Below are 26,586 nucleotides of genomic sequence, written 5' to 3' on the forward strand. Positions count from 1 at the left end.
TCAGCATTCCCACTCGGAGCGGCTGAACAGGTAGCCCTTGCCCCATACCGTCTTGATCTTGCGCGCCTCGCCGGCGTGGTCGTCGAACTTGCGCCGCAGCTTCGAAATCGCCACGTCTACCGAACGGTCGGTGCCGTTGAACTCGATGCCGCGCAGGCGTTGCAGGATTTGATCGCGGCTCAGCACTTCCCCGGCATGCCGAGCCAGCACCACCAGCAAATTGTACTCGCCGCTGGACAGTTCCACCGGTTGCTCGCGCCAGGTCACGGTGCGCTCGGACAGGTCAATGCACAGATTGCCCATGACGATGCGATCATTGACCGTCATCGGTTCACCGAGGCTGCTGCGCCGCAGCAAAGTCCGCACCCGGGCCAGCAGAACCCGTGGCTCGCAGGGTTTGGTGACGTAATCGTCGGCGCCCATTTCCAGGCCCAGCACCTGATCGTGACTGTCGTCGCGGGCGGTCAGCATCAGGATCGGCAGCGTCGCCGAATCGGCCCGCAGCAAGCGGCAGACCTGCAGGCCGTCGAGGCCCGGAAGCATCAGATCGAGGATCACCAGATCCGGCGGATTGATCCGTGCCCGCTCGCGCACGTGATCACCACGGCCAATCACGCTGACGGAATAGCCGTTGCGCTCCAGGTAGCTGGAAATCAGTTCGGCGAGGGCGGTGTCGTCTTCGACCAGGAGGATGTTGGGCATGGGGGTGTTCCAGATATTGCTGTGGTGGATGTCAGACCCTCTTCGCGAGCAGGCTCGCTCCCATCTTGATTTTGCGTCGATCACAAAACCTGTGTGGGAGCGAGCCTGCTCGCGAAAGCGGTCCAACCGTCACAAAAGAATTCAAGGCGTAAAGGATATACGCCCTCGCCCGTCCCTGAGTAAAACCCTTACACAATTTCACACAGCGCCTACAAAGCTTCACCGCTACCCTCGGCGTCTGGCCTTAGGATGCGGGCTTCAATATTGGGGGTGGTACATGTCAAAAAATCTTCTGGCCGGGCTCGGCCTGATCGCCGCTGCGCTGTTGCTGAGCGCCTGTGATTCGTCCTCGAAGGCCGAAGAAGAAGCGCCGCCAGCCACCGTGCGCATCGAGACCATCGAGGCCCGCCCCCTGTCGATCAGCAGCGAACTGAGCGGGCGGATCGCCGCGCCACGCATCGCCGAAGTGCGCGCCCGGGTGGCCGGCGTGGTGCTGCAACGGACCTTCCGTGAAGGCAGCGACGTGAAAAAGGGTGACGTGCTGTTTCGCATCGACCCGGCGCCGTTCAAGGCTGACCTGGACAGCGCCGAAGCCGCGCTGCGCAAGGCCGAGGCCAATGCCTTCCAGGCCAGGTTGCAGGAGCAACGCTACGCACAGTTGATCGATGACAAGGCCATCAGCGCTCAGGATTACGACAACGCCCGCGCCAATGCCCGGCAAACCGCCGCCGACGTGGCAGCCAATAAAGCTGCGGTAGAACGGGCGAAGCTGAACCTCGGCTACGCCACCGTCACCGCGCCGATTTCCGGGCGGGTCGGCCGTGCATTGGTCACTGAAGGTGCACTGGTCGGGCAGAATGAAACCACGCCGCTGGCGCTGATCCAGCAGCTCAACCCGATCTACGCCGACCTCACCCAGTCGACCCGTGAGCTCAATGAGCTGCGCCGCGCGTTCCGTTCCGGGCAGTTGCAGGAAGTCGGTCAGGATCAGGTCAAGGCCACGCTGATTCAGGATGACGGCAGCCTCTACCCGTTACCGGGCAAATTGCTGTTCAGCGACATCAGCGTCGATCCGGGCACCGGCCAGATCATTCTGCGCAGCGAGTTCCCCAATCCCGATCTCGACCTGCTGCCGGGCAGCTTCATCCGTGTACGTCTGCAACAAGCCACCGTACAGAACGGCATCACCGTGCCGCAACGTGCGGTGCAGCGTGACAGCGCGGGTATCGCCCAGGTGCTGACCGTCGACGAGCAGATGCGCGTGGCCCAGCAGCCGGTGCAACTGGGCGCGGTGCAGAACGACCGTTGGATCGTCAGCGGCGGCCTCAAGCCCGGCGACCGCATTGTCATCGAAGGCCTGCAACACGCCCGTCCAGGCGAAAAAGTGCAGATCGACGACACCCCTCTTCCACTTGCCCAGACCTCTGGTCAGTAAGCAGGACGCTTTCATATGCCGCAGTTCTTTATCGATCGCCCGGTGTTCGCCTGGGTTGTCGCCCTGTTCATCCTGTTGGCCGGTGCGCTGGCCATTCCGCAATTGCCGGTGGCGCAGTACCCCGATGTCGCGCCGCCACAGATCGAAATCTACGCGGTGTACCCTGGCGCCTCGGCGCAGACCGTCGATGAAAGTGTGGTCAGCCTGATCGAAGAAGAACTCAACGGCGCCGATCACCTGCTGTACTTCGAATCGCAGAGCAGCCTCGGCAGCGCGACGATCAAAGCGACGTTCCAGCCGGGCACTAACCCGGAACTGGCTCAGGTGGATGTGCAGAACCGCCTCAAAGTGGTCGAGTCGCGCCTGCCGCAGGCAGTCAATCAGCAAGGCCTGCAGGTGGAGAAAGTCTCTGCCGGCTTCCTGTTGCTGATCACCCTGACCTCCAGCGACGGCAAGCTTGATGACGTAGCGCTCAGTGATTATCTGGCGCGTAACGTGATGAACGAAATCAAGCGCATCGACGGCGTCGGCAAGGCGCAGCTGTATGGCGCCGAACGCGCAATGCGGATCTGGATCGACCCACAGAAGCTGATCGGTTTCAACCTGACCCCGGCTGACGTCAACGCCGCCATCGTCGCGCAAAACGCCCAGGTGTCGGCGGGCAGTATTGGCGACTTGCCCAACCCATCCTCGCAGGAAATCACCGCGACCATTCTGGTCAAGGGGCAGTTGTCGACGCCGGAAGAGTTCGCCGACATCGTGCTCAAGGCCAATGCCGACGGCTCCACCGTGCGCATCGGCGATGTGGCACGGGTCGAAGTCGGCAGTCAGGAATACCAGTTCGGCACGCGCCTGAACGGCAAGCCGTCCACCGCCGTCGGCGTGCAGTTGGCGCCGGGGGCCAATGCCTTGGCGACCGCCACCTTGATCCGGGCGAAAATGGACGAGCTGTCGCGCTACTTCCCGGCGGGCGTCGAATACAAGATTCCGTACGACACCTCGCCGTTCGTCAAAGTCTCGATCACCAAAGTGGTTTACACCTTGGGCGAGGCGATGCTGCTGGTGTTTGCGGTGATGTTCCTGTTCCTGCAAAACATCCGATACACGCTGATCCCGACGCTGGTGGTGCCGGTGGCCCTGATGGGCACCTTCGCCACCATGCTCGCGCTGGGTTTCTCGATCAACGTGCTGACCATGTTCGGCATGGTGCTGGCGATCGGCATTCTGGTGGACGACGCCATCGTCGTGGTGGAGAACGTCGAGCGCATCATGGCCACTGAAGGCCTGTCGCCGAAAGAAGCGACGCGCAAGGCCATGAAACAGATCACCGGGGCGATCATCGGTATTACTCTGGTGCTGGTGGCGGTATTCATCCCGATGGCATTCATGCAGGGTTCGGTGGGCGTGATTTACCGACAGTTCTCGCTGTCGATGGCGACCTCGATCCTGTTCTCGGCGTTCCTGGCCCTGACTCTGACGCCTGCACTGTGCGCCACGCTGCTCAAGCCGATCGCCAAGGGCGAGCACCACGAGAAAAGCGGATTCTTCGGCTGGTTCAACCGCCGCTTCGAGCAACTGACCGATCGTTATCAAGGCTGGGTCGGTTACGCGCTGAAGCGCAGCGGGCGTTATCTGCTGATCTACGGCGTGCTGCTGATCGGCATGGGCCTGTGCTTTGCGCGCCTGCCCTCCTCGTTCCTGCCGGTTGAGGATCAGGGTTACACCATCACCGACATTCAGTTGCCGCCGGGTGCGAGCAAAAACCGTACGGTGCAGGTGGTCGAGCAGATCGAAGCGCACAACGCCAGTGAACCGGGGGTTGGCGACAGCACAGTGATACTCGGCTTCAGCTTCTCCGGCAGCGGGCAGAATGCGGCGCTGGCGTTTACCACCCTCAAGGACTGGTCGGAGCGCGGCAGCGACGATTCGGCTACGTCGATTGCCGATCGCGCCAATATCGCCCTGAGCCAGATCAAGGATGCCATCGCGTTCGCTGTGTTGCCGCCGCCGGTTGACGGCCTCGGCACGTCGAGCGGCTTCGAATTCCGTCTGCAGGATCGCGGCGGTCTCGGTCATGCGACATTGATGCAGGCGCGCACTGAACTGCTCGCCGCCGCAGAAAAAAGCCCCGTGCTGATGAACGTGCGCGAAAGCGCGCTGGCCGAAGCGCCGCAGGTGCAACTGGAGGTAGACCGCAAGCAGGCCAATGCGCTGGGCGTGTCGTTCGCCGACATCGGCAGCGTGTTGTCCACCGCCGTGGGTTCCTCCTACATCAATGATTTCCCCAATCAGGGACGCATGCAGCGGGTGGTGGTCCAGGCCGAAGGCGATCAGCGCAGTCAGGTTGATGATCTGCTGAAAATGCACGTGCGCAACAACGCCGGGCACATGGTGCCGCTGTCGGCGTTCGTCCAGGCCAAGTGGACCCAAGGCCCGGCGCAACTGACCCGTTATAACGGTTATCCGGCGATTGCGATTTCCGGCGAACCGTCGCCGAGGCACAGTACCGGTGAAGCGATGGCGGAGATTGAACGCTTGGTCGCTCAGGGGCCGAGAGGTCTGGGTCAGGAATGGACCGGGCTGTCGTTACAGGAACGTTTGTCCGGCAGTCAGGCGCCGATCCTGCTCGGTCTGTCGTTGCTGATCGTGTTCCTGTGCCTGGCGGCGCTTTACGAGAGCTGGTCGATTCCGACCTCGGTGCTGCTGGTGGTGCCGCTGGGTGTGCTCGGCGCAGTACTGGCGGTGACCTTGCGCGGCATGCCCAACGATGTGTTCTTCAAAGTCGGGCTGATTACCATCATTGGTCTGTCGGCGAAGAACGCGATCCTGATCATCGAATTCGCCAAGAGCCTGTACGACGAAGGTCACGACCTGATCGACGCGACGTTGCAAGCCGCGCGCCTGCGTCTGCGGCCGATCGTCATGACTTCGCTGGCGTTCATCCTCGGCGTGGTGCCGTTGGCCATCGCCACTGGCGCCAGCTCGGCGAGCCAGCAGGCCATCGGCACCGGGGTTATCGGCGGGATGATTACGGCGACATTGGCCGTGATCTTCGTGCCGTTGTTCTTCGTGGTGGTCATGAAGCTCGTACAACGCTTTACCAAACACCACTGAACCCTGTGGGAGCGGGCTTGCTCGCGAAGGCGTCGTGTCAGTCAGCATTCATGTAGCTGACACACCGCTTTCGCGAGCAAGCCCGCTCCCACAAGGTCATTCGAACAGTCAAGTCAGTGGTCATCCGAGACGTCGCTGGGCTAAGGTGTAAAAACATCCTGGCCCATCGAGTCCCCATGCGCTTTCTCGCCCGCACCCACCCTCGCCTGTCCGCCGCCGCTTTGGTCGGCCTTGCCACCGGCCTGCTGGTCCCTGCCGACTCCGTCGTCAGCAAAATCCTCATCGGCTGGAACGCCGGCGTCTGGACTTACCTGATCCTGATGTTCTGGCTCGCCACCCGAGCCAAGGCACCGGACGTCAAACGCATCGCCGTCGTCGAAGACGAGAATGCCGGACTGGTGCTGTTCGTGGTGTGTATCGCAGCATTGGCAAGCCTGGCCGCCATCACCCTGGAACTGGCCGGCACCAAGGATCTGGATACCCATCACAAACTTCTGCATTACGCGTTCACCGCCGTCACCGTGGTAGGTTCGTGGCTGGTGATCGGGGTGATCTTCTGTGTGCACTACGCGCGCCTGTTTTACACCTGGGACGGCAAGGAACCGGCCCTGCGTTTCGCTGAAGGTCTGACCACGCCCAATTATTGGGACTTCCTGTATTTCTCCTTCACCATCGGCGTGGCAGTGCAGACTGCCGATGTCGGCGTGGCTACCCGCGATATTCGCAAGATCGTCCTGGCGCAATCATTGATCGGTTTTGTGTTCAACACCGCGATTCTGGGCTTTTCGATCAATATTGCTGCCGGCCTGTTTGGCTGAGCATTGCGCAGATACTTCAATAACGCTGAGCACCGCCCGTCGGCGCCAAGTTGAAGTACCACGCGCATTCACTTGACGGAGTGTCAGCTTCTGGTGTTTCCTGAAACCGGTTTCAGCGCCATCGAGGCGCATGAAACGAATAAATCCAATAATAGGTTTCAGACCGTGAACGACTTCTCCGCCGCCCAGCGCAGCCGCGTGACCATGTTTGATGTTGCCGAACGCGCCGGCGTATCCAAGGCCAGCGTCTCGCGCTTCATCGGCGACGACCGCGCCCTGCTCTCCGATGCCATCGCCTTGCGTATCGAGCAGGCGATCAGTGAGCTGGGTTATCGCCCGAATCAGATGGCCCGTGGTCTGAAACGCGGGCGCACGCGCCTGATCGGCATGCTGGTGGCCGATATCCGCAACCCTTATTCGATTGCCGTGATGCACGGGGTGGAAACCGCCTGCCGTGCGCACGGCTACAGCCTGGTGGTGTGCAACACCGACCGCGACGACGAGCAGGAGCGCCAGCATCTGGCGCTGTTGCGCTCGTACAACATCGAGGGACTGATCGTGAACACCCTTGGCCATCACCGTGACGAACTCCACGAGTTGCACCGGGAAATGCCCTTGGTGCTGGTGGACCGCAAGGTCGATGGCCTCGACAGCGACATGGTCGGGCTGAACAATCCGCAAGCTGTTGAGATGGCGCTGAAGCACCTGGAACAGCGCGGCTATCGCGATGTGTTGCTGGTGACTGAACCTTATGACGGCACCAGTTCGCGGATCGAGCGGGTCAGCAGTTTTCAGACGCAGATCGCCCAGCGCTCCGGGTTGACCGGGGCGGTGCTGGAAACCGGCGACGCACTCGCCACCCATCTTCAAATCTTTTTGGACACACCGGCGACCGGGCCGAAAGCACTGTTCTGCGCCAATGGCGTGGCAGCGCTGGCCTGTACCCTGGCCTTGCGCGAAATCGGTTGCCAATTGTTCGAGGATGTCGGGCTGATTGCCCTGGATGATCTGGATTGGTACCCGTTGGTCGGCAGCGGAATTACCGCCCTCGCCCAGCCCACAGCCGAGATTGGCGCGCGGGCGTTTGAGTGTTTGTTGAAGCGTTTGCGGGGGGATGTCGAGGTAGCGCGCAGAGTGGATTTTGCGCCGGTGCTGGTTGAGCGCGGTTCTACCCGGGGAACTGGTGGTGTTTGAGCGGACGCCTTCGCTGGCAAGCCAGCTCCCACAGGGTTTTGTGGTGTTAATGCAATCCATCCAATACCCCAGAACATTGTGGGAGCTGGCTTGCCAGCGACGAAGCCCAAAAGACCATCAAAGAACCATCTAATATTTTTTTGAACAAAAATGAAACCGGTTTCAGAGGTAGATAACAATGAATAAACCTGCCGTTTCCATCAGCCTGTCCAGCTACGGCGCCGAGCTTGTGCGCCAACGCGGGCAGGACTTCTTCATCGATGTGCTGGCCGCCGCTGGCGCTGATCGCATCGAGTGGCGCGAAGAGTTGCTGACTCGCGAAGTGCCCGAGCAACTGCGAGCCGCCACTCGGGCGCAGGGACTGCAAAGCATCTATTCGTCGCCGAGCGAACTGTGGCTCGCCGGTCAGGCGCGGCCCAATCCCGAGCTGATCAACGCCCTGCAACACGCAGAGGCATTCGGCTCGAAATGGCTGAAAGTCTCGCTCGGTTACTTCACCGACAACTGTGATCTGCAAGTGCTGAAACAACTGCTGGGCAACAGCCCGGTGCAGTTGCTGGTGGAAAACGACCAGACCTTGCAGGGCGGCCGCATCGAGCCGTTCCAGCGTTTTTTCGCGGCGGTGGAGCAGCATGATTTGCCGATCAAGATGACCTTCGATATCGGCAACTGGCAGTGGCAAGACCAGTCCGCCGCCAACGCCGCACGCCTGCTCGGACGCCACGTCGGCTACGTGCACTGCAAAGCCGTGGCCCGCCGCGCCGACGGCAAATTGGTGGCGGTGCCGCCCGCCGTCAGCGACCTGCATTTGTGGGAACAACTGCTGCGGCACATGGCCCAAGGCGTTATGCGTGCCGCCGAATACCCGTTGCAGGGCGATGATCTGGTGGCGTTGACCACGGAACACGTCGCCGCCCTCGCCCGCCTTGGTCAATCGCGCCTGGAGCCTGCCCATGTCTGACATCGATATTCTGTCGTTCGGCGAAACAATGGCAATGCTGGTCGCCGAGCAGACCGGTGATCTGGCTGCAGTCGAGCATTTTCACAAACGCATTGCCGGCGCCGACAGCAATGTGGCGATCGGTCTGTCGCGGCTGGGCTTCAATGTGGCGTGGCTGAGCCGGGTCGGCGCCGATTCCCTCGGACGTTTTGTAGTCGAGACCTTGATCAAGGAAGGTCTGGATTGCAGCCATGTCGCGGTCGATCACCAGCACCCGACCGGTTTCCAGTTCAAGTCGCGTAACGACGACGGCAGCGACCCGCAGGTCGAGTATTTCCGCCGTGGCTCGGCGGCCAGTCATCTGTCATCGCCGTCGATCACTGACAGCCTGCTAAGCGCTCGCCACCTGCACGCCACCGGGATTCCACCGGCGCTGTCAGCGAGCGCCCGGGAAATGTCGTTCGAGCTGATGACGCGCATGCGCCATGCCGGGCGCAGCGTGTCGTTCGACCCCAATCTGCGCCCGAGCCTGTGGGCCACCGAGCAAGAGATGATCCGCGAGATCAACCGCCTCGCCGCCCTCGCCCATTGGGTCTTGCCGGGCTTGAGCGAAGGTCGCTTGCTGACCGGCTTCGAAGACCCGGCGGACATCGCAGCGTTTTATCTCGATCAGGGCGCCGAAGCCGTGGCGATCAAGCTTGGGCCGCAAGGTGCCTATTACCGCACGCATCTGGATCAGGGTTTTGTCGCCGGGGTGCCGGTGGCCAACGTGGTCGACACCGTGGGTGCGGGTGATGGCTTTGCGGTCGGCATGATCAGTGCCCTGCTGGAGCATCAGAGTTTTGCCGAGGCGGTGCAACGCGCGAACTGGATTGGCAGTCGGGCGGTGCAGAGTCGCGGGGATATGGAGGGTTTGCCGACCCGATCCGAGCTTATCGCTGAATTCGAGGCCGCTGATCGCGAGCAGGCTCACTCCTACATTGGATCTCCGCCAGTCACAGCTGCAGCGGCAAACACATAACCCTTGTAGGAGTGAGCCTGCTCGCGATGAGGCCCGCTCAGACAACCGATTCATTGAACCTGCTGCGACAAAAACAACAAGCTCAGGAGCAACACCATGAAAACCGCAACCCTCGCCGCCCGCCGCTGGTGGTACATCATGCCGATCGTGTTCATCACCTACAGCCTGGCGTATCTCGACCGCGCCAACTACGGCTTTGCCGCCGCCTCCGGCATGGCTGCCGACCTGATGATCACCCCGGGCCTGTCTTCATTGCTCGGTGCGCTGTTCTTCCTCGGCTACTTTTTCTTCCAGGTGCCGGGTGCGATCTACGCGCAGAAGCACAGCGTGAAAAAGCTGATCTTCTTCAGCCTGATTTTCTGGGGCGGCCTCGCCACCCTGACCGGCGTCGTGTCCAACGCCTACTGGCTGATCGTGATCCGCTTCATGCTCGGCGTGGTCGAAGCCGCGGTGATGCCGGCGATGCTGGTCTACCTGTGCCACTGGTTCACCCGTGCCGAACGCTCGCGGGCCAACACCTTTCTGATCCTCGGCAACCCGGTAACGATGCTGTGGATGTCGGTGGTTTCGGGCTATCTGGTGCAGCACTTCAGCTGGCGCTGGATGTTCATCATCGAAGGTTTGCCGGCGGTGATCTGGGCGTTTATCTGGTGGAAGCTGGCCGATGATCGTCCTGCTCAGGCCAAGTGGCTGAGCGAACAGGAAAAGCACGACCTGGAAAGCGCTCTCGCCGCCGAACAGGTCGGGATCAAAGCGGTGAAGAACTACGCCGAAGCGTTCCGCTCGCCGAAGGTGATCATTCTGGCGCTGCAGTTTTTCTGCTGGAGCATCGGCGTCTACGGCTTTGTGCTGTGGTTGCCGTCGATCCTCAAGGCCGGCGCACAAATGGACATGATCGAGGCCGGCTGGCTGTCGGCGCTGCCGTATCTGGCGGCGGTGATCGGCATGCTCGCGGTGTCGTGGGGCTCGGACAAACTGCAGAAGCGCAAACGCTTCGTCTGGCCGCCACTGCTGATCGCCTCCATTGCGTTCTACGGCTCCTACGCCCTGGGCGCGGAACATTTCTGGTGGTCGTACACGCTGCTGGTGATCGCCGGCGCCTGCATGTACGCGCCTTACGGGCCGTTCTTCGCCATCGTTCCGGAGATCCTTCCGGCCAACGTTGCCGGCGGCGCGATGGCGCTGATCAACAGCATGGGCGCGCTGGGCTCGTTCGGCGGCTCGTATCTGGTCGGCTATCTGAACAGCTCCACCGGTTCGCCCGGTGCTTCGTACTTGCTGATGAGCGGCGCGTTGCTGCTGTCGGTGGTGCTGACGATTTTTCTCAAGCCTGGCGCCAGTGATCGCGTCGTGGCCAAAGCCGTAATCACGCGTCCCGTGCCGGCGCATTCCTGAAGAGATTTTTGCTCATGAAAAAACATGTCGTGCTGTACAAGAAACTGTCGCCAGCGCTGATGACGCGTCTGCAGCAACAGTGTGAAGTGACGTTGATCGAAAGCCTCGACGCCGACGGCCTGATGAAGCTGCGTGACGCCCTGCCCGGCGCCCATGGCTTGCTCGGCGCCAGCCTGAAACTCGACGCCGCGCTGCTCGATCTGGCGCCGCAGCTTGAGGCCATCGCCAGTGTCTCAGTGGGTGTCGACAACTACGACATCGACTACCTGACCCGGCGCAAGATCCTCCTTAGTAACACCCCGGACGTGCTCACCGAAACCACCGCCGACACCGGTTTCGCGTTGATCCTCGCCACGGCCCGGCGCGTAGTGGAACTGGCGAACATGGTGCGCAGCGGCCAGTGGCATCGCAACATCGGCCCGGCGCATTTCGGCTCCGATGTACACGGCAAGACCCTGGGCATCATCGGCATGGGCCGCATCGGCGAAGCGCTCGCGCAGCGCGGGCATTTCGGTTTTGGCATGCCGGTGCTTTATCACAGCCAGTCGCGCAAACCGGCGGTTGAGGAACGTTTTGCGGCGCAGTACCGCAGCCTGGAAGCGCTGCTGCAAGAGGCCGATTTCATCTGCCTGACCCTGCCGCTGACTGCGCAAACCGAAGGCCTGATCGGCGCCGAGCAGTTTGCGCTGATGCGCCCCGAGAGCATCTTCATCAATATCTCGCGCGGCAAAGTGGTGGATGAAGCGGCGCTGATCGACGCGTTGCGCCATCAGCGGATTCGCGCAGCGGGGCTGGATGTGTTCGAGCGTGAACCGCTGAATCATGATTCGCCGTTGTTGCAGCTGAATAATGTGGTGGCAACTCCGCACATGGGTTCGGCGACGCATGAGACGCGGGAGGCGATGGCCAGGTGTGCGGTGGACAATCTGCTGGCGGCTTTGGCTGGGGAGAAGCCGGCGAATCTGGTGAATCCGGTGGCTTGGCAGGGCTGAAAAATGCGCTGAATGGCAGATTGCATTCGCGAGCAAGCCCGCTCCCACAGGGTTCGGTGTGTACAGATAACATTATGTACACACCCATCCACTGTGGGAGCGGGCTTGCTCGCGAAGAGGCCAGTTCAGGCAACACAACACTGTCAGGCACTACGCGCCTGCAACAGCTGCACCGCACACAACGCAATCCGCGCACAGGCATCCGCCAGCTGCACCCGATCCAGCACCAGCCCGATACGAATATGCCCCGCCGCACTCGGCCCGAACGCTTCGCCAGCCAGCACAGAGACCCCATAACCTTCCAGCAATCGCTCGGCAAACGCCTGCGCGCCAAACCCGGTCTGGCGCACATCGACCATCACGAACATCCCGCCATCCGGGCGAATCGGTTGCAACCCCGGGCAACCACGCAAGCGCTCGCACACCAGATCGCGGCGCAACCGATATTCCTCGCGCATCTGCGTCACCTCCGGCAGATCGCTTGCCAACGCGACCTCCGCTGCTTTCTGCACAAAATCCGGCAGGCCGAAAAGCATGCTCAACGACAGGTTCACCAGATGCTCGGCCAGCACCTTCGGCCCGATCGACCAGCCAATGCGCCAACCGGTCATGGCATGGGATTTCGACAGGCTGTTGATGGTTGCCGTGCGTTCGGCCATGCCCGGGAGGCTCGCCGGGCTGATGTGTTCGCCCTCGTAGAGCAGATCGCTGTAGACCTCATCACTGATCAGCCACAAATCGTGGCGCACGCACAGCGCCGCCAACTCTTGCCAGATCAGCAGCGACAGGCTCGCGCCGGAAGGATTATTCGGACTGTTGAGCAACATCGCGCGGGTCTTCGGCGTGATCCGCGCAGCGACATCGGCGGGGTCAACGCGAAAGCCATTCTCCGGCCTGACCGGCACCGGCACCACTGTCGCGCCGCACGCGCCGAACACACCCTCATAGGTCACGTACATCGGCTCGGCGACGATCACTTCGTCACCCGGATCCAACAGACATTGGGCCACCGAATACACCGCGCATTGCGCGCCGGGCAGCACGATCACGTGCTCGGCATCCACCACCTGACCGCTGCGCCGCTGGTGGCGAGCGGCGATCAGCTTGCGCAGCGCCAAACGGCCACGCACCTCGGAATAATGCGTATCGCCGGCCAGCAGACTGTCGATCGCCCCATGAATGATCGGCAGCGGCGTATCGAAATCCGGATCCCCCACGCTCAGCAGCAAGATATCGACACCCTCGGCGCGCAGCTCCAGCGCTCGGTCATGAATCTGCCAGGCTGCGGCTCCCTCCCCGGCGATGCGTTGGGTCAAGGCTGAATAGCGCATGCACGTCTCCTGATTGCGCGGTTTCCAGCCTTCACCCTAGGTCAAATCACAAACCGCGCCAGCCGCTTTGTCCTTTGGATGAATTTAAAGAAGAACTTCGTACTGTGGTCGATTAGCGGTCGACTGACTACCTGTCAGAGTTGACAGTAGACCCACTTCACAAACGCTCGCTTAATCAACATGAGGAAACAACTGCGGCCCCCTCTAATCGAAACGACGGAGCGTTGAAACGATGACGAATCTGAATGAAAAAATCCTCTTATTGGACGCACCGGAAATCCCCGATGCGCTGCCCAATTTCCCTGGCAGTCAGGTTAACCTGTTGCCATTGAGTGCATTGGTATCGCCACTAAAGGTGTTGATTCCAGACTGGCAGTGTTCACCTCCTGAACCAGTGCCAGTGCAAGTACTGTTGACGCTGTTGTTAAATGAGAAACCGGTGGCGGACTATCCTTTTACGACACCCATCGACCCGGCGCTTTTCCCATTTGCGGCCCATATCCCTGAGACCTGCCTGGCACAGGAAGGCGAGCACGAGGTTTCATATATCGTCAATATTGGCGGGAATACAGCGCCGGCAAGGAGCACGCCGATTACGGTTGATCTAACGGCTCCCAACTTCGGCAATCCGGGAGAGCCTCCGCAATTTCCACCAGAAATCGACAGTGAGGGGATCACACAGCAGTATCTCGCCACCCACAATGATGAAGTTCTGGTAACCATTGGCATCTATATGCAGCAGCTAGCCTGCGACAGTATCGAATTTCACTTTGGCTCACTTGCGTCGAAGCCGGTCATCATTGAAACGGTGCGTGACGCAACTTCATCTACCGTTATCAAACTGAGTGGCGCGACTATCCGTGGGATAGGCTCCGGCACCATGTTCGCGTTTTACAGGCTGCGCGATCGTGCAGGAAACCTTGGGCAACTATCTTCGTTTAAGCAAGTCAACGTGGACCTGTCTTGAAGCGCTGACTCTTCGAGGTGGGCCGAACACTCATCTGGTTCGGCCCACTTCAGGCAACTGCGTATTTCTCAAATCACAAAGCGCGCCACCATCGCATTCAAATCCACCGCCAGACGCGACAGTTCATGGGTCGCGGCGCTGGTTTGATTCGCGCCGGCGGCGGACTGCGTGGCCAGATCACGGATGTTGACCAGGTTGCGATCAACTTCACGGGAGACCTGCGCCTGTTCTTCCGAGGCGCTGGCGATCACCAGGTTGCGCTCGTTGATCTGGTGGATCGACTGGGTGATTTGCTCCAGCGCCACACCCGCAGCGCGGGCCATTTCCAGAGTGGTCTGGGTGCGCTGGTTGCTTTGCTGCATCGACGACACCGCTTCGCCGGTACCGTTCTGGATGCCAGCGACCATTTTTTCGATTTCCTGAGTCGATTGCGCAGTGCGATGGGCCAAGGCGCGTACTTCGTCCGCTACCACCGCAAAACCGCGTCCGGCCTCACCGGCACGCGCTGCTTCGATCGCCGCGTTGAGGGCCAGCAGGTTGGTCTGTTCGGCGATGGCGCGGATCACATCCAGCACCTTGCCGATGTCGCGACCCTGCGCGGCGAGGCCTTCGATCATTTGCGCGGTGCTCTGCACGTCATGGGTCATGGTCTGGATCGCGTCGACGGTTTTCACCACTTGATCGCGACCTTCGCGGGCGGCCTGGGTCGACTGGTTCGAGGCTTCGGAGGTCGAGACCGCGTTACGTGCGACTTCTTCCACAGCGGCGGTCATTTCGTTGACGGCGGTGGCGGCTTGTTCGATCTCGTTGTTCTGCTGTTGCAGGCCACGGGAAGCCTCTTCGGTGACCGCGCTCAGCTCTTCGGCAGCCGCGCCCAACTGAGTCGCGGAACCGGCGATCTGTTCGATGGTTTTGCGCAGGTTGATCTGCATCGTGGACAGGGCTTGCAGCAGTTGGGTGGCTTCGTCCTTGCCATCGACTTCGATGGACTGGGTCAAGTTGCCGCCGGCGATGGTTTGCGCAGCCTGTACCGCACGGTTCAATGGGGTGACGATGCTGCGGGTCAGCAACAGGGCCAGCAGTACCGTGGCGAGCGCGGCGACCACGGCAACAACGATGATGCCGGTAATGGCGCTGTCGTAATGCTCACCGGCCTGGGTGGAGGCGACTTTCGCACCCGCCGCGTTGATCGCGATCAGCTTGTTGAGTTGCTCGCCCATCTGGTCGGTGCCGTCCTTGATTCGCGTGTTGATCAAGGTGCGCATCTCGTCGACCTTGTCCTGACGCGACAGCTCCATCATCTGGTTTTGCGCTTGCAGGTAGTTGTCGAGCGTGGTCGCGAACGTCTGATACAACGCACGCTCTTCGCTCTCTGCCGGCAACGCGGAGTAGCTGGCCTGAGCACTGCGCACCTTGTCCACCAGCACGCCGATGCGTGTTTGCGCCTCTTGCAGACCTGCCGGGTCACGGTTGACCAGAATCCGGAACGACAGAATCCGCAGGCGCAGAACGTTTTCCGTCACCACGCCAAGGTAAGTGACGCTGGGCAGTTGGTTGGTATCCATGTCGATGGAAGCCTGGCGGATGGTCGACATGCGGTTGACGGCGAACACGCCAAGGACAATCACCAACAAGGCGATAAAGGCAAAACCGAGGAAGGCGCGGGGTGCGATATTCAGGTTACGCAAGGACATGATTGGACTCTCGGATAGAGGTAGCTGCGAGCGTCCGTGCCGTCATCACTGGCCCTTGGGGGCGGGACCAGTCAGGCGTCACTGTTCGAGGGAATCTGTGTGTGCCTGATCTCTGTATCGGCGGCGCTTTAGGAAGATTTGGTGTAAAGCGAAAATATTTTTCAAGGTGTTTCACCACTGAAACACCCTGACACCAACCCTCTGTGGCGAGGGGATTTATCCCCGATCGGCTGCGCAGCAGTCGCAAAATCTCAAAACTGGTTTTTTGCGAAAAACGCGGGGGGCTGCTTAGCAACCCATCGGGGATGAATCCCCTCGCCACAACATCTTCACGCAGTCAGTTATTGAGTTTGGCCATCTGCCAGACGCGGGCGATGTCCGTCGCCCGTTCGCGCAACAAGCGTGGAGCTTCGGCACAGGCCTGCTCCAGGTTCATCGGGCCGCTGGTGACGGCGAATGCGGCGTCGATGCCGTGCTCGTAGAGTTCCTGATAACCCTCACCCAAGGTGCCGGCGATGACGATCACCGGCACGCCGTGCTGCTTGGCAATTCGCGCCACGCCGAACGGCGTCTTGCCGCGCAAGGTCTGCGCGTCGAAGCGCCCTTCGCCAGTGATCACCAGGTCGGCGCCGTTGACCGCTTCAGCCAGGCCCACCAACTCGGCGACCACCTCCACGCCGGCCTGAAATTGCGCGCCGAGAAACGCCTTGGCCGCAAAACCCAATCCCCCCGCCGCACCACTGCCCGGTTCATCGCGAACGTCCTTGCCCAACGCCTGCGCGCAGAGTTCGGCGAAGTGTCCCAGTGCCTGATCCAGTTGCTGAACCTGCGCCGGTGACGCGCCCTTTTGCGGGCCGAAAATCGCCGAGGCACCGTGCGGGCCGCACAGCGGATTGTTGACGTCGGCGGCGATGTCGAAGCGCACTTGGGCCAGACGCGGATCGAGCTCGCTCAAGTCCAGTCGCGCCAGTTGCGCCAGTGCCAAGCCGCCCGGCACCAATGGCTGACCCTGCGCATCGAGCAATTTCACCCCAAGCGCCTGCATCGCGCCGGCGCCGCCGTCGTTGGTGGCGCTGCCGCCAATCGCCAGAATCACCCGTTGCGCGCCGGCATCCAGCGCGGCGCGAATCAGTTCGCCGGTGCCGAAAGTGCTGGTGATGCAGGCATCGCGCTGCCCCGTAGGCACCAATTGCAAACCACTGGCCTCGGCCATTTCGATGATCGCGGCGTGATTGTGTGGCAACCAGCCCCACGCGGCGTCGACCGGCGCACCCAGCGGCCCGCGTACTCGGGTGCGGCGCAGTTCGCCCTCGCAAGCGGCAAGAATCGATTCCACCGTGCCCTCGCCGCCGTCGGCCATCGGGCATTTGACCAGTGTTGCTTGCGGCCAGACTTGCGCCAGCCCCAGCGCAATGGCTTCGGCAACGCCTTGGGCACTCAGGCTGTCCTTGAACGAATCGGGGGCGATGACGATCTTCATGCGAATTCTCCAGTTCCAATGCACCTCATGCTGCCAGTCGGCCTGCGCATTGACGCCGGTCCGCTGCACAAGCGCGGTGGGCGTTTATTGTTCATTTCTACAAAGACCTTGTATGGAAGGTGTCGGTGAAAACACCCGATCAGTCCGGCTCAGTCTGAGGAAGCAACTGCACCCCGAGGTACAACGCCAGCATCCCGTCGAGTTTCAGCGGATCAACCCCGCTCAACTCGGCAATCCGCTCCATCCGGTAACGCAGGCTGTTGCGGTGAATGCCCAGCGCATCGGCGCAGGCCTGACTCTGCCCGTCGTGTTCACACCAGCTGCGCAGGGTTGCGAGCAACTGGCCGTTGCCGTCCTTGGCGATGACCTTGCGCAACGGTTTGAGCAATTCATCCAGCGCATCATCGTTGCGATGGCGCCAGAGCATCACCGGCAGGCGATAGCGATTGAGCGTCAGCAAGCGCGAATTCGGCAGCACATCCCGGCCATAGGCGAGCAGATCGCCAACCCGCCGATAACAGCGGCGCAAGCCGGCCAGCCCATCCGCCTGACCACCGACGGCGATGCGCAGAATGTTCCAGCCGAGGCCATCGAGCTTTTCCAGCAGGCGATCATGCTCAACCGTTTGACTTGCGGGTCGGCACCACAGCAGCGACGACTTGGCCGAACTGACGCACCAGCTGTCCGGATAGCGCGAGGTCAACCACGCGCTCAGCGCCTCGACGGTCTGCCCCGGCCCATGCTCCAGACCCAGTTCGAACAGATACGGCACCCGGGTCAACTGCGGCTTGAGCCCCAGTTGCTGCGCCTCATCGACCAGCCGCGGCGAGTCGCCGGCTTCGCTCAACAGCAACGCCAACAGGTCATCGCAACGCTGGCGCCGCCATTGCTGCTCGGCCTGCTGGTTGCGCTGGCCGACGAGCATTTCGGCGGTCATGCGCACCAGTTCGGCGTAGGTGCGCAGTTGCTCCGGTTCGCCGGTAATACCGAGCACGCCGATCAGGCGTTGATCGAGCATCAGCGGCAGGTTGATCCCCGGCTGCACACCCTTCAAGTGCACGGCGGTTTGTGCATCGATCTCTACCACCCGCCCGTTGGCCAGCACCAGTTGCGCACCTTCGTGACGGGTGTTGATGCGCTCCGGCTCGCCACTGCCGAGGATCAGCCCCTGGCTGTCCATGACGTTGACGTTGTAGGGCAAAATGGCCATGGCCCGGTCGACGATATCCTGAGCGAGGTCGTGATCGAGTTCGAACATGATCGGCAAAATCCTTAAGCAGCGGCGGCGGACGGTTGTTCACCCGCACAGGGTCTGGCGGCAAACCCTGTGCTCAGGCACAAAGACAATCCGGCCACAGGTGGCCGAGACTCTCGGGGCGATCAACGTTAACCTGTGCATCGCAAAAAATCATAATAAAGAGAGAGCCGCTATGTCGCAGAGCGCCGCAGCTACCCAGACCATCGACGACGGTAAAAACGCCGTCTACAAACGCATCACCCTGCGTTTGATCCCCTTCATCTTCATCTGCTACCTGTTCAACTACCTCGACCGGGTCAACGTTGGCTTCGCCAAACTGCAGATGCTCGACGCATTGAAGTTCAGTGAAACCGTATACGGCCTCGGTGCCGGGATCTTCTTCATCGGCTACGTGCTGTGCGGCGTGCCGAGCAATCTGGCGCTGACCCGATTCGGCCCGCGACGCTGGATCGCGCTGATGATGATCACCTGGGGCACGCTGTCGACCTGTCTGTTGTTCGTCACCACCCCGACCCAGTTCTACACCCTGCGCCTGTTCACCGGTGCGGCCGAAGCGGGGTTCTTCCCGGGTGTGGTGCTGTACCTCTCGCAGTGGTTCCCGACGTTCCGCCGTGGACGGATCATGGCGCTGTTCATGTCGGCAATTCCGGTCTCGGGCCTGCTGGGCAGCCCGTTCTCCGGCTGGATCCTCAATCACTTCGCCGCCGGGCAAGGCGGACTGGCCGGCTGGCAGTGGATGTTCCTGCTGCAAGGCATCCCGACCGTAATCCTCGGCGCCCTCGCCTATTTCCTGCTCAGCGACAGCTTCGCCAATGCCAAGTGGCTGAGCCCGCACGAGCGCGCGGTGCTTGAGGCGGATCAGGCCGAAGACCTGGCGAACAAACCGAAAACCACCTCGGACTCGCTGCTCGCGGTGTTCAAGAACCCAGCGATCTGGGCCTTCGGCCTGATCTACTTTTGCATCCAGAGCGGCGTGTACGCGATCAACTTCTGGCTGCCGTCGATCATCAAGAACCTTGGCTTCAGCGACAACCTGGTGATCGGCTGGCTGAGTGCAATCCCCTATCTGCTGGCGGCGGTGTTCATGCTGCTGGTCGGGCGTTCGGCGGACTTGCGCAAAGAGCGTCGCTGGCACTTGGTCGTACCGATGCTGATGGGCGCGCTCGGTCTGCTGATCGCGGTGAACTTCGCCGCCAACCCGGCCATCGCCATCCTCGGCCTGACCATTGCGACCATGGGCGCGCTGACCGGTCTGCCGATGTTCTGGCCAGTGCCGACTGCCCTGTTGAGCGCGGGCGCCGCGGCCGGTGGTCTGGCGTTGATCAACTCGATGGGGCAAATGGCCGGTTTCCTCAGCCCGTACCTGGTGGGTTGGGTCAAGGACAGCACCGGTTCGACCGATGCGGCGTTGTATTTGCTGGCGGGTGTGATTGTCGGCGGCAGCTTGCTGGCATTGCGCATGACGCGGACGCTGCGCGCGTAATCACGCTTCCAGATCAAAAGATCGCAGCCTGCGGCAGCTCCTGCATGGAAATACGCGTTTCCCTGTAGGAGCTGCCGCAGGCTGCGATCTTTTTTGCTTAATGATTACAACGCCCCGACTTGCCAATCACGGAAAAATCCCGCAAAAACGCACAGATCTTTAAAGGATTTTTACCAATGAGCTCGATTCTCGATCTGGAGATCTTCGTACGCGTGGCCGACTCCGGCAGCATCTCCGCCGCTGCCCGCGCGCTGGAACTGACGCCGGCCGCCGCAAGCATCGCGCTGAAGCGTCTGGAAACCCGCCTCGGCATCCGCCTGCTCGCGCGCTCTACCCGCAGCATGCGCCTGACCGAAGAAGGTCGGCGTTATCTCGACAGCGTACGCATTGCCCTGTCCGCCCTGGCCGAAGGTGAGCAGGCACTGAAGCAACACGGCGAAGGCCTCAGCGGTGTGCTGCAACTGGCGGCGCCCTCGGACTTCGGACGCAACGTGTTGTTGCCGTGGCTGGACGACTTCAAACGTGAACACCCGAATATTCAACTGCAATTGCTGCTCAACGATCGGCACGCCGATCTGTTCCGCGAAACCGTGGACGTCGCACTGCGCTTTGGCGTGCCCAGCGATTCGACATTGGTGGCGATACCGATTCTGCCGGCGCATCGCCGTGTTGCCTGCGCCAGCCCGGACTATCTCGCCCGCCATGGCACACCGCAACATCCCGGCGAACTGTGCGAACACAGCGCCCTGCTCTACCTGCGCAATGGTCGGCCCTACAACACCTGGCGCTTCAGTCGCGAGGACGAAACGCTGGAGGTTGAAGTACACGGCGATTACTTCAGCGATGACGGCGAAGTCGCGCGGCGCTGGGCCCTGGCCGGGCATGGCATTGCCTACAAAGCCTGGCTGGACGTCGCCGAGGATGTGCGCGGCGGACGCCTGCTGACGCTGTTCGATGACTGGCATGGCGAGAGCGTGCCGTTCAATCTGCTGTGCCCGCATCGGGTGCAAGTGTCCGAGCGCGTTCGGGTGTTGCAGGCGTTTTTGCAGACGCGTTGCGCAGCGCTCAGTCGATAATTCACTTTGCCCCGTCGGATGCTTCTGGTATTTGATTGGAGTTTTCCCACCCGATAAAAGGATTTCGGCATGAGCTATCGCACACTGGGGCACTCGGGGTTGCAGGTGTCCACCCTCACCCTCGGCACGATGATGTTTGGCGAGCAAACCAGCGCCGAGGACTCGCTGCGCATCATCGACAAGGCCTGGGATCAGGGCATCAATTTCATCGACACTGCCGACGTCTATACCAACGGCCGCTCGGAAGAAATCGTCGGCGAGGCGATTGCCCGCCATCGGCACGAATGGGTGTTGGCAACCAAGGTCGGTTTCGGCCCGGCGGACGGCGTGCCGAACCGCAGCGGCTTGAGCCGCAAGCACATCTTCAATGGTCTGGAGGCCAGCCTGACCCGTCTTGGCACCGACTATCTCGACATCTATTACCTGCACCGCGAAGACCACAACACGCCGCTGGAAGTCAGCGTATCGGCAATTGGCGACCTGATTCGCCAGGGCAAGATCCGTTACTGGGGCCTGTCGAACTATCGCGGCTGGCGCATCGCCGAGGTGATTCGCATCGCTGACAAACTCGGTATCGACCGCCCGGTGATCAGTCAGCCGCTGTACAACATCGTCAACCGTCAGGCCGAGACCGAGCAGATCAGCGCCGCGCAAACCTATGGCCTCGGCGTGGTGCCTTACAGCCCGCTAGCCCGTGGCGTGCTCAGCGGCAAATACGCACCCGACGTAACCCCGGACGCCAACAGCCGCGCCGGGCGTCAGGACAAACGCATTCTGGAAACCGAATGGCGCGTGGAATCGCTGCGCATCGCCCAGCAGATTCAGCAGTACACCCAGGGCCGTGGCGTCGGGATTGTCGAATTCGCGATTGCCTGGGTGCTGAACAACAGCGCGGTGACCTCGGCGATTGTCGGGCCGCGCACCGAACAGCAGTGGGATGCTTACACCAAGGCGCAGGCGGTGCAGATCACGGCGGAGGATGAAGCGTTTATCGACTCGCTGGTGACGCCGGGGCATGCTTCGACGCCGGGGTTTAACGATGTGAGCCATTTTGTGTCAGGCCGTAAACCGCGTCAGGCCTGAAAGCCTCACAAGCCGGGCATCAGCGGCGTCAGCAGATTACGAGGGCAACACAAATCCATTGTGGGAGCGAGCCTGCTCGCGAAGAGGCCGGCACATTCAACATCTGCGTTGTCTGGCACACCGCTTTCGCGAGCAGGCTCGCTCCCACAGGTTTTGTGCTTATCTTCAGGATGTGAGAAATATTGATCACTCGGCCAATATTCAGCACAAAAACCACGTATCCTGCGCGCCCTGTTTGATCACCCATCCGCGAGGACAGTTTGTCTAAAGGTATCGCTCTATCGGTTTCAGCCTCAGTGCTGTTTGCCGTCATGTACTACTACACCTCGCTGCTCACTCCGTTGAGCGGCGTGGAAATCTTTGGCTGGCGGATGCTGCTCACCGTGCCGTGCATGACCGTGTTCATGCTGGTGTCGGGTGAATGGCGGCGGGTGCTGGAGTTGCTGCGCAAGGTGGCGGGCTATCCAAAGCTGATTGGCGGTCTGATTGTTTCGTCGGGTTTGCTCGGCGTGCAGTTGTGGCTGTTCATGTGGGCGCCGCTCAACGGCTACAGCCTCGATGTGTCGCTGGGTTATTTCCTGTTGCCGCTGGCGATGGTACTGACCGGGCGCATTGTGTACGGCGACAGCCTGTCGTACCTGCAGAAAATCGCGGTGTTCTTTGCCGTTCTCGGCGTGGCGAACGAGCTGTATCGGGTCGGCGGATTTTCCTGGGCGACCCTGGTGGTCGTGGTCGGTTACCCGCTGTATTTCGTCCTGCGCAAACGCCTGAAGACCGACAACCTGGGCGGTCTGTGGGTCGACATGACCTTGATGCTGCCGGTGGCGTACTGGTTCGTGCGCGGTGGTGAGCAAGGTTTCGCCGTGTTCGATCAGTATCCGGGCTTGCTCTGGCTGATTCCGCTGCTCGGTCTGATCAGTGCTTCGGCGCTGGTGGTGTACATCATTGCCAGCCGCTTGCTGCCGTTCAGCCTGTTTGGTTTGCTCAGTTACGTCGAGCCGGTGTTGCTGCTCGGCGTGGCGCTGTTGCTCGGTGAAAGCATCAAGGCCGGCGAGTGGCTGACCTACATTCCGATCTGGCTCGCCGTTGTGGTGCTGATCTTCGAAGGCTTCAAACACCTGATGCGACAACGCAGGTCTTAAAAGCAACACAAAACTACCGTGGGAGGGGGCTTGCTCGCGAAAGCGTCAGTTCAGTCAACAAAGACCTTGAACGAAAGACCGAATTCGCGAGCAAGCCCGCTCCCACAGTTTTGCTGATGCAAAAAAAATCCCGGCTGTGCATGACTGCAAGCCGGGATTTTTTCATTCTGGTGGAGGATTACTCGGTTGCGAGCACACCACGACGCACCTGATCACGCTCGATCGATTCGAACAGGGCCTTGAAGTTGCCCTCGCCGAAACCATCATCGCCCTTACGCTGGATGAATTCGAAGAACACCGGGCCCATCAGGGTTTCCGAGAAGATCTGCAGCAGCAGGCGCTTGTCGTCCGGGTTCGACGAGCCGTCGAGCAGGATGCCGCGCGATTGCAGCTGGTCAACCGGCTCGCCGTGGTTCGGCAGGCGGCCTTCGAGCATTTCGTAGTAGGTGTCCGGCGGCGCGGTCATGAAGCGCATGCCGATCTTCTTCAACTGATCCCAGGTCTTGATCAGGTCGTCGGTGAGGAACGCCACGTGCTGAATGCCCTCGCCATTGAACTGCATCAGGAACTCTTCGATCTGCCCGGCGCCCTTGGACGACTCTTCGTTCAGCGGGATGCGGATCATGCCGTCCGGTGCGGTCATCGCTTTCGAGGTCAGGCCGGTGTATTCGCCCTTGATGTCGAAATAGCGGATCTCGCGGAAGTTGAACAGCTTCTCGTAGAAGTTGGCCCAGTAGGCCATGCGGCCGCGGTACACGTTGTGGGTCAGGTGGTCGATGATCTTCAGACCGGCACCGACCGGGTTGCGATCAACGCCCTCGATGAACACGAAGTCGATGTCATAGATCGAACTGCCTTCACCAAAACGGTCGATCAGGTACAGCGGCGCGCCGCCGATGCCCTTTATCGCTGGCAGGTTCAGCTCCATCGGACCGGTTTCGATGTGGATCGGCTGGGCGCCGAGTTCCAGCGCGCGGTTGTAGGCTTTCTGCGAATCCTTGACGCGGAACGCCATGCCGCACACCGACGGGCCATGCTCGGCCGCGAAGTACGAGGCCACACTGTGCGGTTCGTTGTTAAGGATCAGGTTGATCGCGCCCTGACGGTACAGGTGCACGTTCTTGGAGCGGTGGGTCGCGACTTTGGTGAAGCCCATGATCTCGAAGATCGGCTCCAGGGTGCCAGGAGTCGGCGATGCGAACTCGATGAACTCAAAGCCCATCAGGCCCATTGGGTTTTCGTATAAATCTGCCATGGTGACGCCTCATCATTCTTATCAATTAACCAGAGTTATTTGTCAGTAATGCTGAGACCGGCGGGAGGTGCGCAGGAGATGCCTCGCACACTGCGGGCGAGGAAGTCACCGTAGATCAGTTGAAACCCGAATATCTTCATTGTCGACCCAAGGCTCTTGCGGGCGAGGCTTCTGCTGCCAGAAGACGTTTATTATTGTATGCGTAACCGGATTCTACACAGCGTAAATAGGGTTGTCTGCCCTCTCTATAAAATCCGCCTTTTTCGCATCGGTGCAAGGGGTTTGTTGCACAGGTAAATCCCGACCAGCACCAACCCGCCGCCCAGGCACATGCTCAACGTCAGTTGCTCGCCGAGCAGCAGCGCGCCGAGCACCACCGCGGTCAGCGGATTCAGGGCAATGAACACGCCGGATCGGGTCGCGCCGATTTTGCGGATGCCATCGTAGTAGCCGATGTAAGCCAGCGCCGAGCCGAACACGCCGAGGTAAATCAGGCTCAGCCATTGTGCTGTGCCGAGGTTGATCAAGGCTGCTCCGCTGACCTCGCCACGCAACATTGCCAGCGCCCACAGCATCCCGCTGCCGATCAACACGGAAAAGGTCACGGTCTGCAGCGGGCCGATGGATTGGTTCAACCCCCGGGAAAACAGCGAGTAAACACCCCAGCTCAACACGCAGCCAAAAATCAACAGATCACCGATCCACGCATCGGGTGTCACGGCAAATAGTCGCGGGTCACGGCTGACAATCACCAGGCCGGCGCCCGTGATGCAGATCGCGATACCGGCGACTTTCGCCCGACCCAGGCGCTCTTTGAACAACAACCACGAGGCCAGACCGATCACCGCCGGGTTCAACGCGACAATCAACGAAGCCCGTGAAGCGTTGATGTACCGCAGACCATAAAAGAAGCACAGGTTGTAGAAGAAAATGCCGAAGAACCCGAGCAACGTCAGTTGCAGCCATTGCCCGGGTGTCGGTCGCGCCAACGGGATACGCGCTATCCACAGAAACCCGAGCAACGCCACGCTGGCGAGCAGGAAGCGCAGGCTGGCGGCGAACAACGGGCTGAGGCTGCCCGTCAGAAAACGCCCTGCGACAAAGGTCCCGCCCCAAATCATGGTTACCGCTGCCAGCGTCAGGTAAACCGGCCGGTCGGAGGCCGTTAGGTGGGTTTGCTCAAGGTTGCGCATGATGTTCCAAACGAAAGAAGTTGAAGGATGGCGTATCATTCCCCTCATGACCTCTCATCGTAAAATGAGTAAAAACTCATGACCCTCACGCAACTGGAGATCTTCTCGCTGGTCGCCGAACTGCGCGGATTTACCCTCGCCGCCCATCGTCTGGGCATTTCGCAGTCGGCGATATCCCACGCGATGAAATCGCTGGAACAGGAGTTGGGCGTGGAGTTGTTGCGGCGGCACCAGTCGCAGGTGGAGCTCACCGATATCGGCGAGCAACTGCTGCAGCGCGCACGGGCCATGCTCGGTCTGGCCAACACCCTGCGCCAGGAAGCGGCCGATGCGCGGGGCATGAAAACCGGCACGTTGCGTATTGGCTCATTCGGCCCGACGTCATCGATCAAGTTGCTGCCGAAGATTCTGCAGCGCTATCGCGAAGTGCATCCGGGCATTGAAGTACACATTGATGAGGGACCGGACCGGCAGGTGCTGCAGTGGCTGGAGGAGCGGCGAATCGACGTCGGTTTTGTGGTGCTGCCCGAGGAGCGCTTCGATACTTTTGCTCTGGTCGAAGACCAGATGGTTGCCCTGCTCCCGCTCGATCATCCATTGGCCGCACGTGCGGCGCTGAGCCTCCAGGATTTGAGTGCCGCCCCCTTTGTGCTGACCGAGGCCGGGTCATCGGAACTGGTTTCACGTCTGTTCACTGCTGCGCGCCTGCAACCGAACATTCGCTATCGTTGCTCGCAATTGCTCAGTACGCTGGACGTCGTCAGCCGGGGCGATGCCATCACCGTTGTCGCCGAGGGCTCATTGCCGGACGATCCAGCGCCCCGTTACCTGAAGAAACCGCTGTTGCCGGCGGTACAACGCCTGATCGGCCTCGCAGTCCTCGATCAGCGTCAGGCTTCGCCCGCCACGCGGGCATTTATCAAACTCGCCACGCAGATCAACCAGCCGTGAGCGGCACAAGCGCCAACGGCCATCTATCATCCCTTCTGACTTCGCTGTTTTTCACCGATGCG

Annotated in this window: 21 protein-coding genes; 14 read left to right on the forward strand and 7 right to left on the reverse strand. The window is 60.9% G+C overall.

What is annotated here, in order from left to right; translation table 11 throughout:
* Window positions 1-702 (reverse strand): response regulator transcription factor, encoded by a 702-nt coding sequence (locus H043_RS0111430; protein WP_003224662.1) that lies wholly within the window; start codon window positions 700-702, stop codon window positions 1-3.
* Between the two features lie 277 nt (window positions 703-979).
* On the opposite strand from H043_RS0111430, the gene H043_RS0111435 reads away from it, so the two are divergent.
* From H043_RS0111435 to H043_RS0111470, 8 genes are all read left to right on the forward strand, one after another.
* A complete protein-coding gene (locus H043_RS0111435) occupies window positions 980-2,137 on the forward strand; it encodes an efflux RND transporter periplasmic adaptor subunit (RefSeq protein WP_027611983.1) in 1,158 nt (385 codons plus the stop codon).
* Between the two features lie 15 nt (window positions 2,138-2,152).
* Entirely contained in the window at window positions 2,153-5,251 is a 3,099-nt protein-coding gene (locus tag H043_RS0111440; protein WP_027611984.1) for an efflux RND transporter permease subunit, read from the forward strand.
* A gap of 176 nt (window positions 5,252-5,427) precedes the next feature.
* Window positions 5,428-6,069 carry a DUF1345 domain-containing protein gene (locus H043_RS0111445; RefSeq protein WP_027611985.1) on the forward strand — a complete coding sequence of 214 codons (642 nt, stop codon included), beginning with the start codon at window positions 5,428-5,430 and terminating at the stop codon, window positions 6,067-6,069.
* A 165-nt stretch (window positions 6,070-6,234) separates the two neighbouring features.
* A complete protein-coding gene (locus H043_RS0111450; RefSeq protein ID WP_027611986.1) occupies window positions 6,235-7,263 on the forward strand; it encodes a LacI family DNA-binding transcriptional regulator in 1,029 nt (342 codons plus the stop codon).
* A 178-nt stretch (window positions 7,264-7,441) separates the two neighbouring features.
* Window positions 7,442-8,224, forward strand: coding sequence for a sugar phosphate isomerase/epimerase (locus H043_RS0111455; protein WP_027611987.1), 783 nt, complete (start codon window positions 7,442-7,444; stop codon window positions 8,222-8,224).
* Window positions 8,217-9,224, forward strand: a complete 1,008-nt coding sequence (locus H043_RS0111460) for a sugar kinase (protein WP_027611988.1) — start codon at window positions 8,217-8,219, stop codon at window positions 9,222-9,224. The genes H043_RS0111455 and H043_RS0111460 overlap by 8 nt, the downstream gene beginning before the upstream one ends.
* A 96-nt stretch (window positions 9,225-9,320) precedes the next feature.
* Window positions 9,321-10,619: an MFS transporter gene (locus tag H043_RS0111465; RefSeq protein WP_027611989.1), complete on the forward strand. Its 1,299-nt coding sequence runs from the start codon at window positions 9,321-9,323 to the stop codon at window positions 10,617-10,619.
* Between the two features lie 14 nt (window positions 10,620-10,633).
* A complete protein-coding gene (locus H043_RS0111470; RefSeq protein ID WP_027611990.1) occupies window positions 10,634-11,611 on the forward strand; it encodes a D-glycerate dehydrogenase in 978 nt (325 codons plus the stop codon).
* A 143-nt stretch (window positions 11,612-11,754) separates the two neighbouring features.
* On the opposite strand, the gene H043_RS0111475 is transcribed toward H043_RS0111470, so the two are convergent.
* Entirely contained in the window at window positions 11,755-12,942 is a 1,188-nt protein-coding gene (locus tag H043_RS0111475; RefSeq protein ID WP_027611991.1) for a pyridoxal phosphate-dependent aminotransferase, read from the reverse strand.
* 232 nt (window positions 12,943-13,174) lie between these two features.
* On the opposite strand from H043_RS0111475, the gene H043_RS0111480 reads away from it, so the two are divergent.
* The gene (locus H043_RS0111480; protein ID WP_027611992.1) at window positions 13,175-13,909 is read left to right on the forward strand and encodes a hypothetical protein; all 735 of its coding nucleotides are present in this window, start codon (window positions 13,175-13,177) and stop codon (window positions 13,907-13,909) included.
* Window positions 13,910-13,977: 68 nt separating this feature from the next.
* Here the strand turns inward: H043_RS0111480 and H043_RS0111485 are convergent, their stop codons facing one another.
* From H043_RS0111485 to H043_RS0111495, 3 genes are all read right to left on the reverse strand, one after another.
* Window positions 13,978-15,603 (reverse strand): methyl-accepting chemotaxis protein, encoded by a 1,626-nt coding sequence (locus tag H043_RS0111485; RefSeq protein ID WP_027611993.1) that lies wholly within the window; start codon window positions 15,601-15,603, stop codon window positions 13,978-13,980.
* A 337-nt stretch (window positions 15,604-15,940) separates the two neighbouring features.
* Entirely contained in the window at window positions 15,941-17,083 is a 1,143-nt protein-coding gene (locus tag H043_RS0111490; RefSeq protein ID WP_027611994.1) for a glycerate kinase, read from the reverse strand.
* A 139-nt stretch (window positions 17,084-17,222) separates the two neighbouring features.
* Window positions 17,223-18,341, reverse strand: a complete 1,119-nt coding sequence (locus H043_RS0111495) for a sugar diacid recognition domain-containing protein (RefSeq protein ID WP_027611995.1) — start codon at window positions 18,339-18,341, stop codon at window positions 17,223-17,225.
* Between the two features lie 172 nt (window positions 18,342-18,513).
* Here H043_RS0111495 and H043_RS0111500 point away from each other — a divergent pair, with 172 nt between their 5' ends.
* The 4 genes from H043_RS0111500 to rarD all read left to right on the forward strand — a co-directional run bounded on the left by H043_RS0111500 (window position 18,514) and on the right by rarD (window position 23,125).
* Complete coding sequence (locus H043_RS0111500; protein ID WP_027611996.1) at window positions 18,514-19,824, forward strand: MFS transporter; 1,311 nt, start codon at window positions 18,514-18,516, stop codon at window positions 19,822-19,824.
* A 176-nt stretch (window positions 19,825-20,000) separates the two neighbouring features.
* Window positions 20,001-20,900: a LysR family transcriptional regulator gene (locus H043_RS0111505; protein WP_027611997.1), complete on the forward strand. Its 900-nt coding sequence runs from the start codon at window positions 20,001-20,003 to the stop codon at window positions 20,898-20,900.
* Between the two features lie 69 nt (window positions 20,901-20,969).
* Window positions 20,970-21,983 (forward strand): aldo/keto reductase, encoded by a 1,014-nt coding sequence (locus H043_RS0111510; protein WP_027611998.1) that lies wholly within the window; start codon window positions 20,970-20,972, stop codon window positions 21,981-21,983.
* A gap of 260 nt (window positions 21,984-22,243) precedes the next feature.
* Window positions 22,244-23,125, forward strand: coding sequence for an EamA family transporter RarD (gene rarD / locus H043_RS0111515; protein WP_027611999.1), 882 nt, complete (start codon window positions 22,244-22,246; stop codon window positions 23,123-23,125).
* Between the two features lie 178 nt (window positions 23,126-23,303).
* Here rarD and hppD read toward each other — a convergent pair whose 3' ends face one another.
* Both hppD and H043_RS0111525 read right to left on the reverse strand, forming a co-directional pair.
* On the reverse strand, window positions 23,304-24,380 hold the full coding sequence (gene hppD, locus H043_RS0111520) for a 4-hydroxyphenylpyruvate dioxygenase (protein WP_027612000.1): 1,077 nt from the start codon (window positions 24,378-24,380) through the stop codon (window positions 23,304-23,306).
* 245 nt (window positions 24,381-24,625) lie between these two features.
* Window positions 24,626-25,573 (reverse strand): DMT family transporter, encoded by a 948-nt coding sequence (locus H043_RS0111525; RefSeq protein ID WP_027612001.1) that lies wholly within the window; start codon window positions 25,571-25,573, stop codon window positions 24,626-24,628.
* Window positions 25,574-25,651: 78 nt separating this feature from the next.
* On the opposite strand from H043_RS0111525, the gene H043_RS0111530 reads away from it, so the two are divergent.
* Window positions 25,652-26,524, forward strand: a complete 873-nt coding sequence (locus tag H043_RS0111530; protein ID WP_027612002.1) for a LysR family transcriptional regulator — start codon at window positions 25,652-25,654, stop codon at window positions 26,522-26,524.
* The last annotated feature ends 62 nt before the right edge of the window (window positions 26,525-26,586 follow it).

Source organism: Pseudomonas sp. URIL14HWK12:I6 (genome assembly GCF_000514195.1).
Taxonomy (GTDB): domain Bacteria; phylum Pseudomonadota; class Gammaproteobacteria; order Pseudomonadales; family Pseudomonadaceae; genus Aquipseudomonas; species Aquipseudomonas putida_A.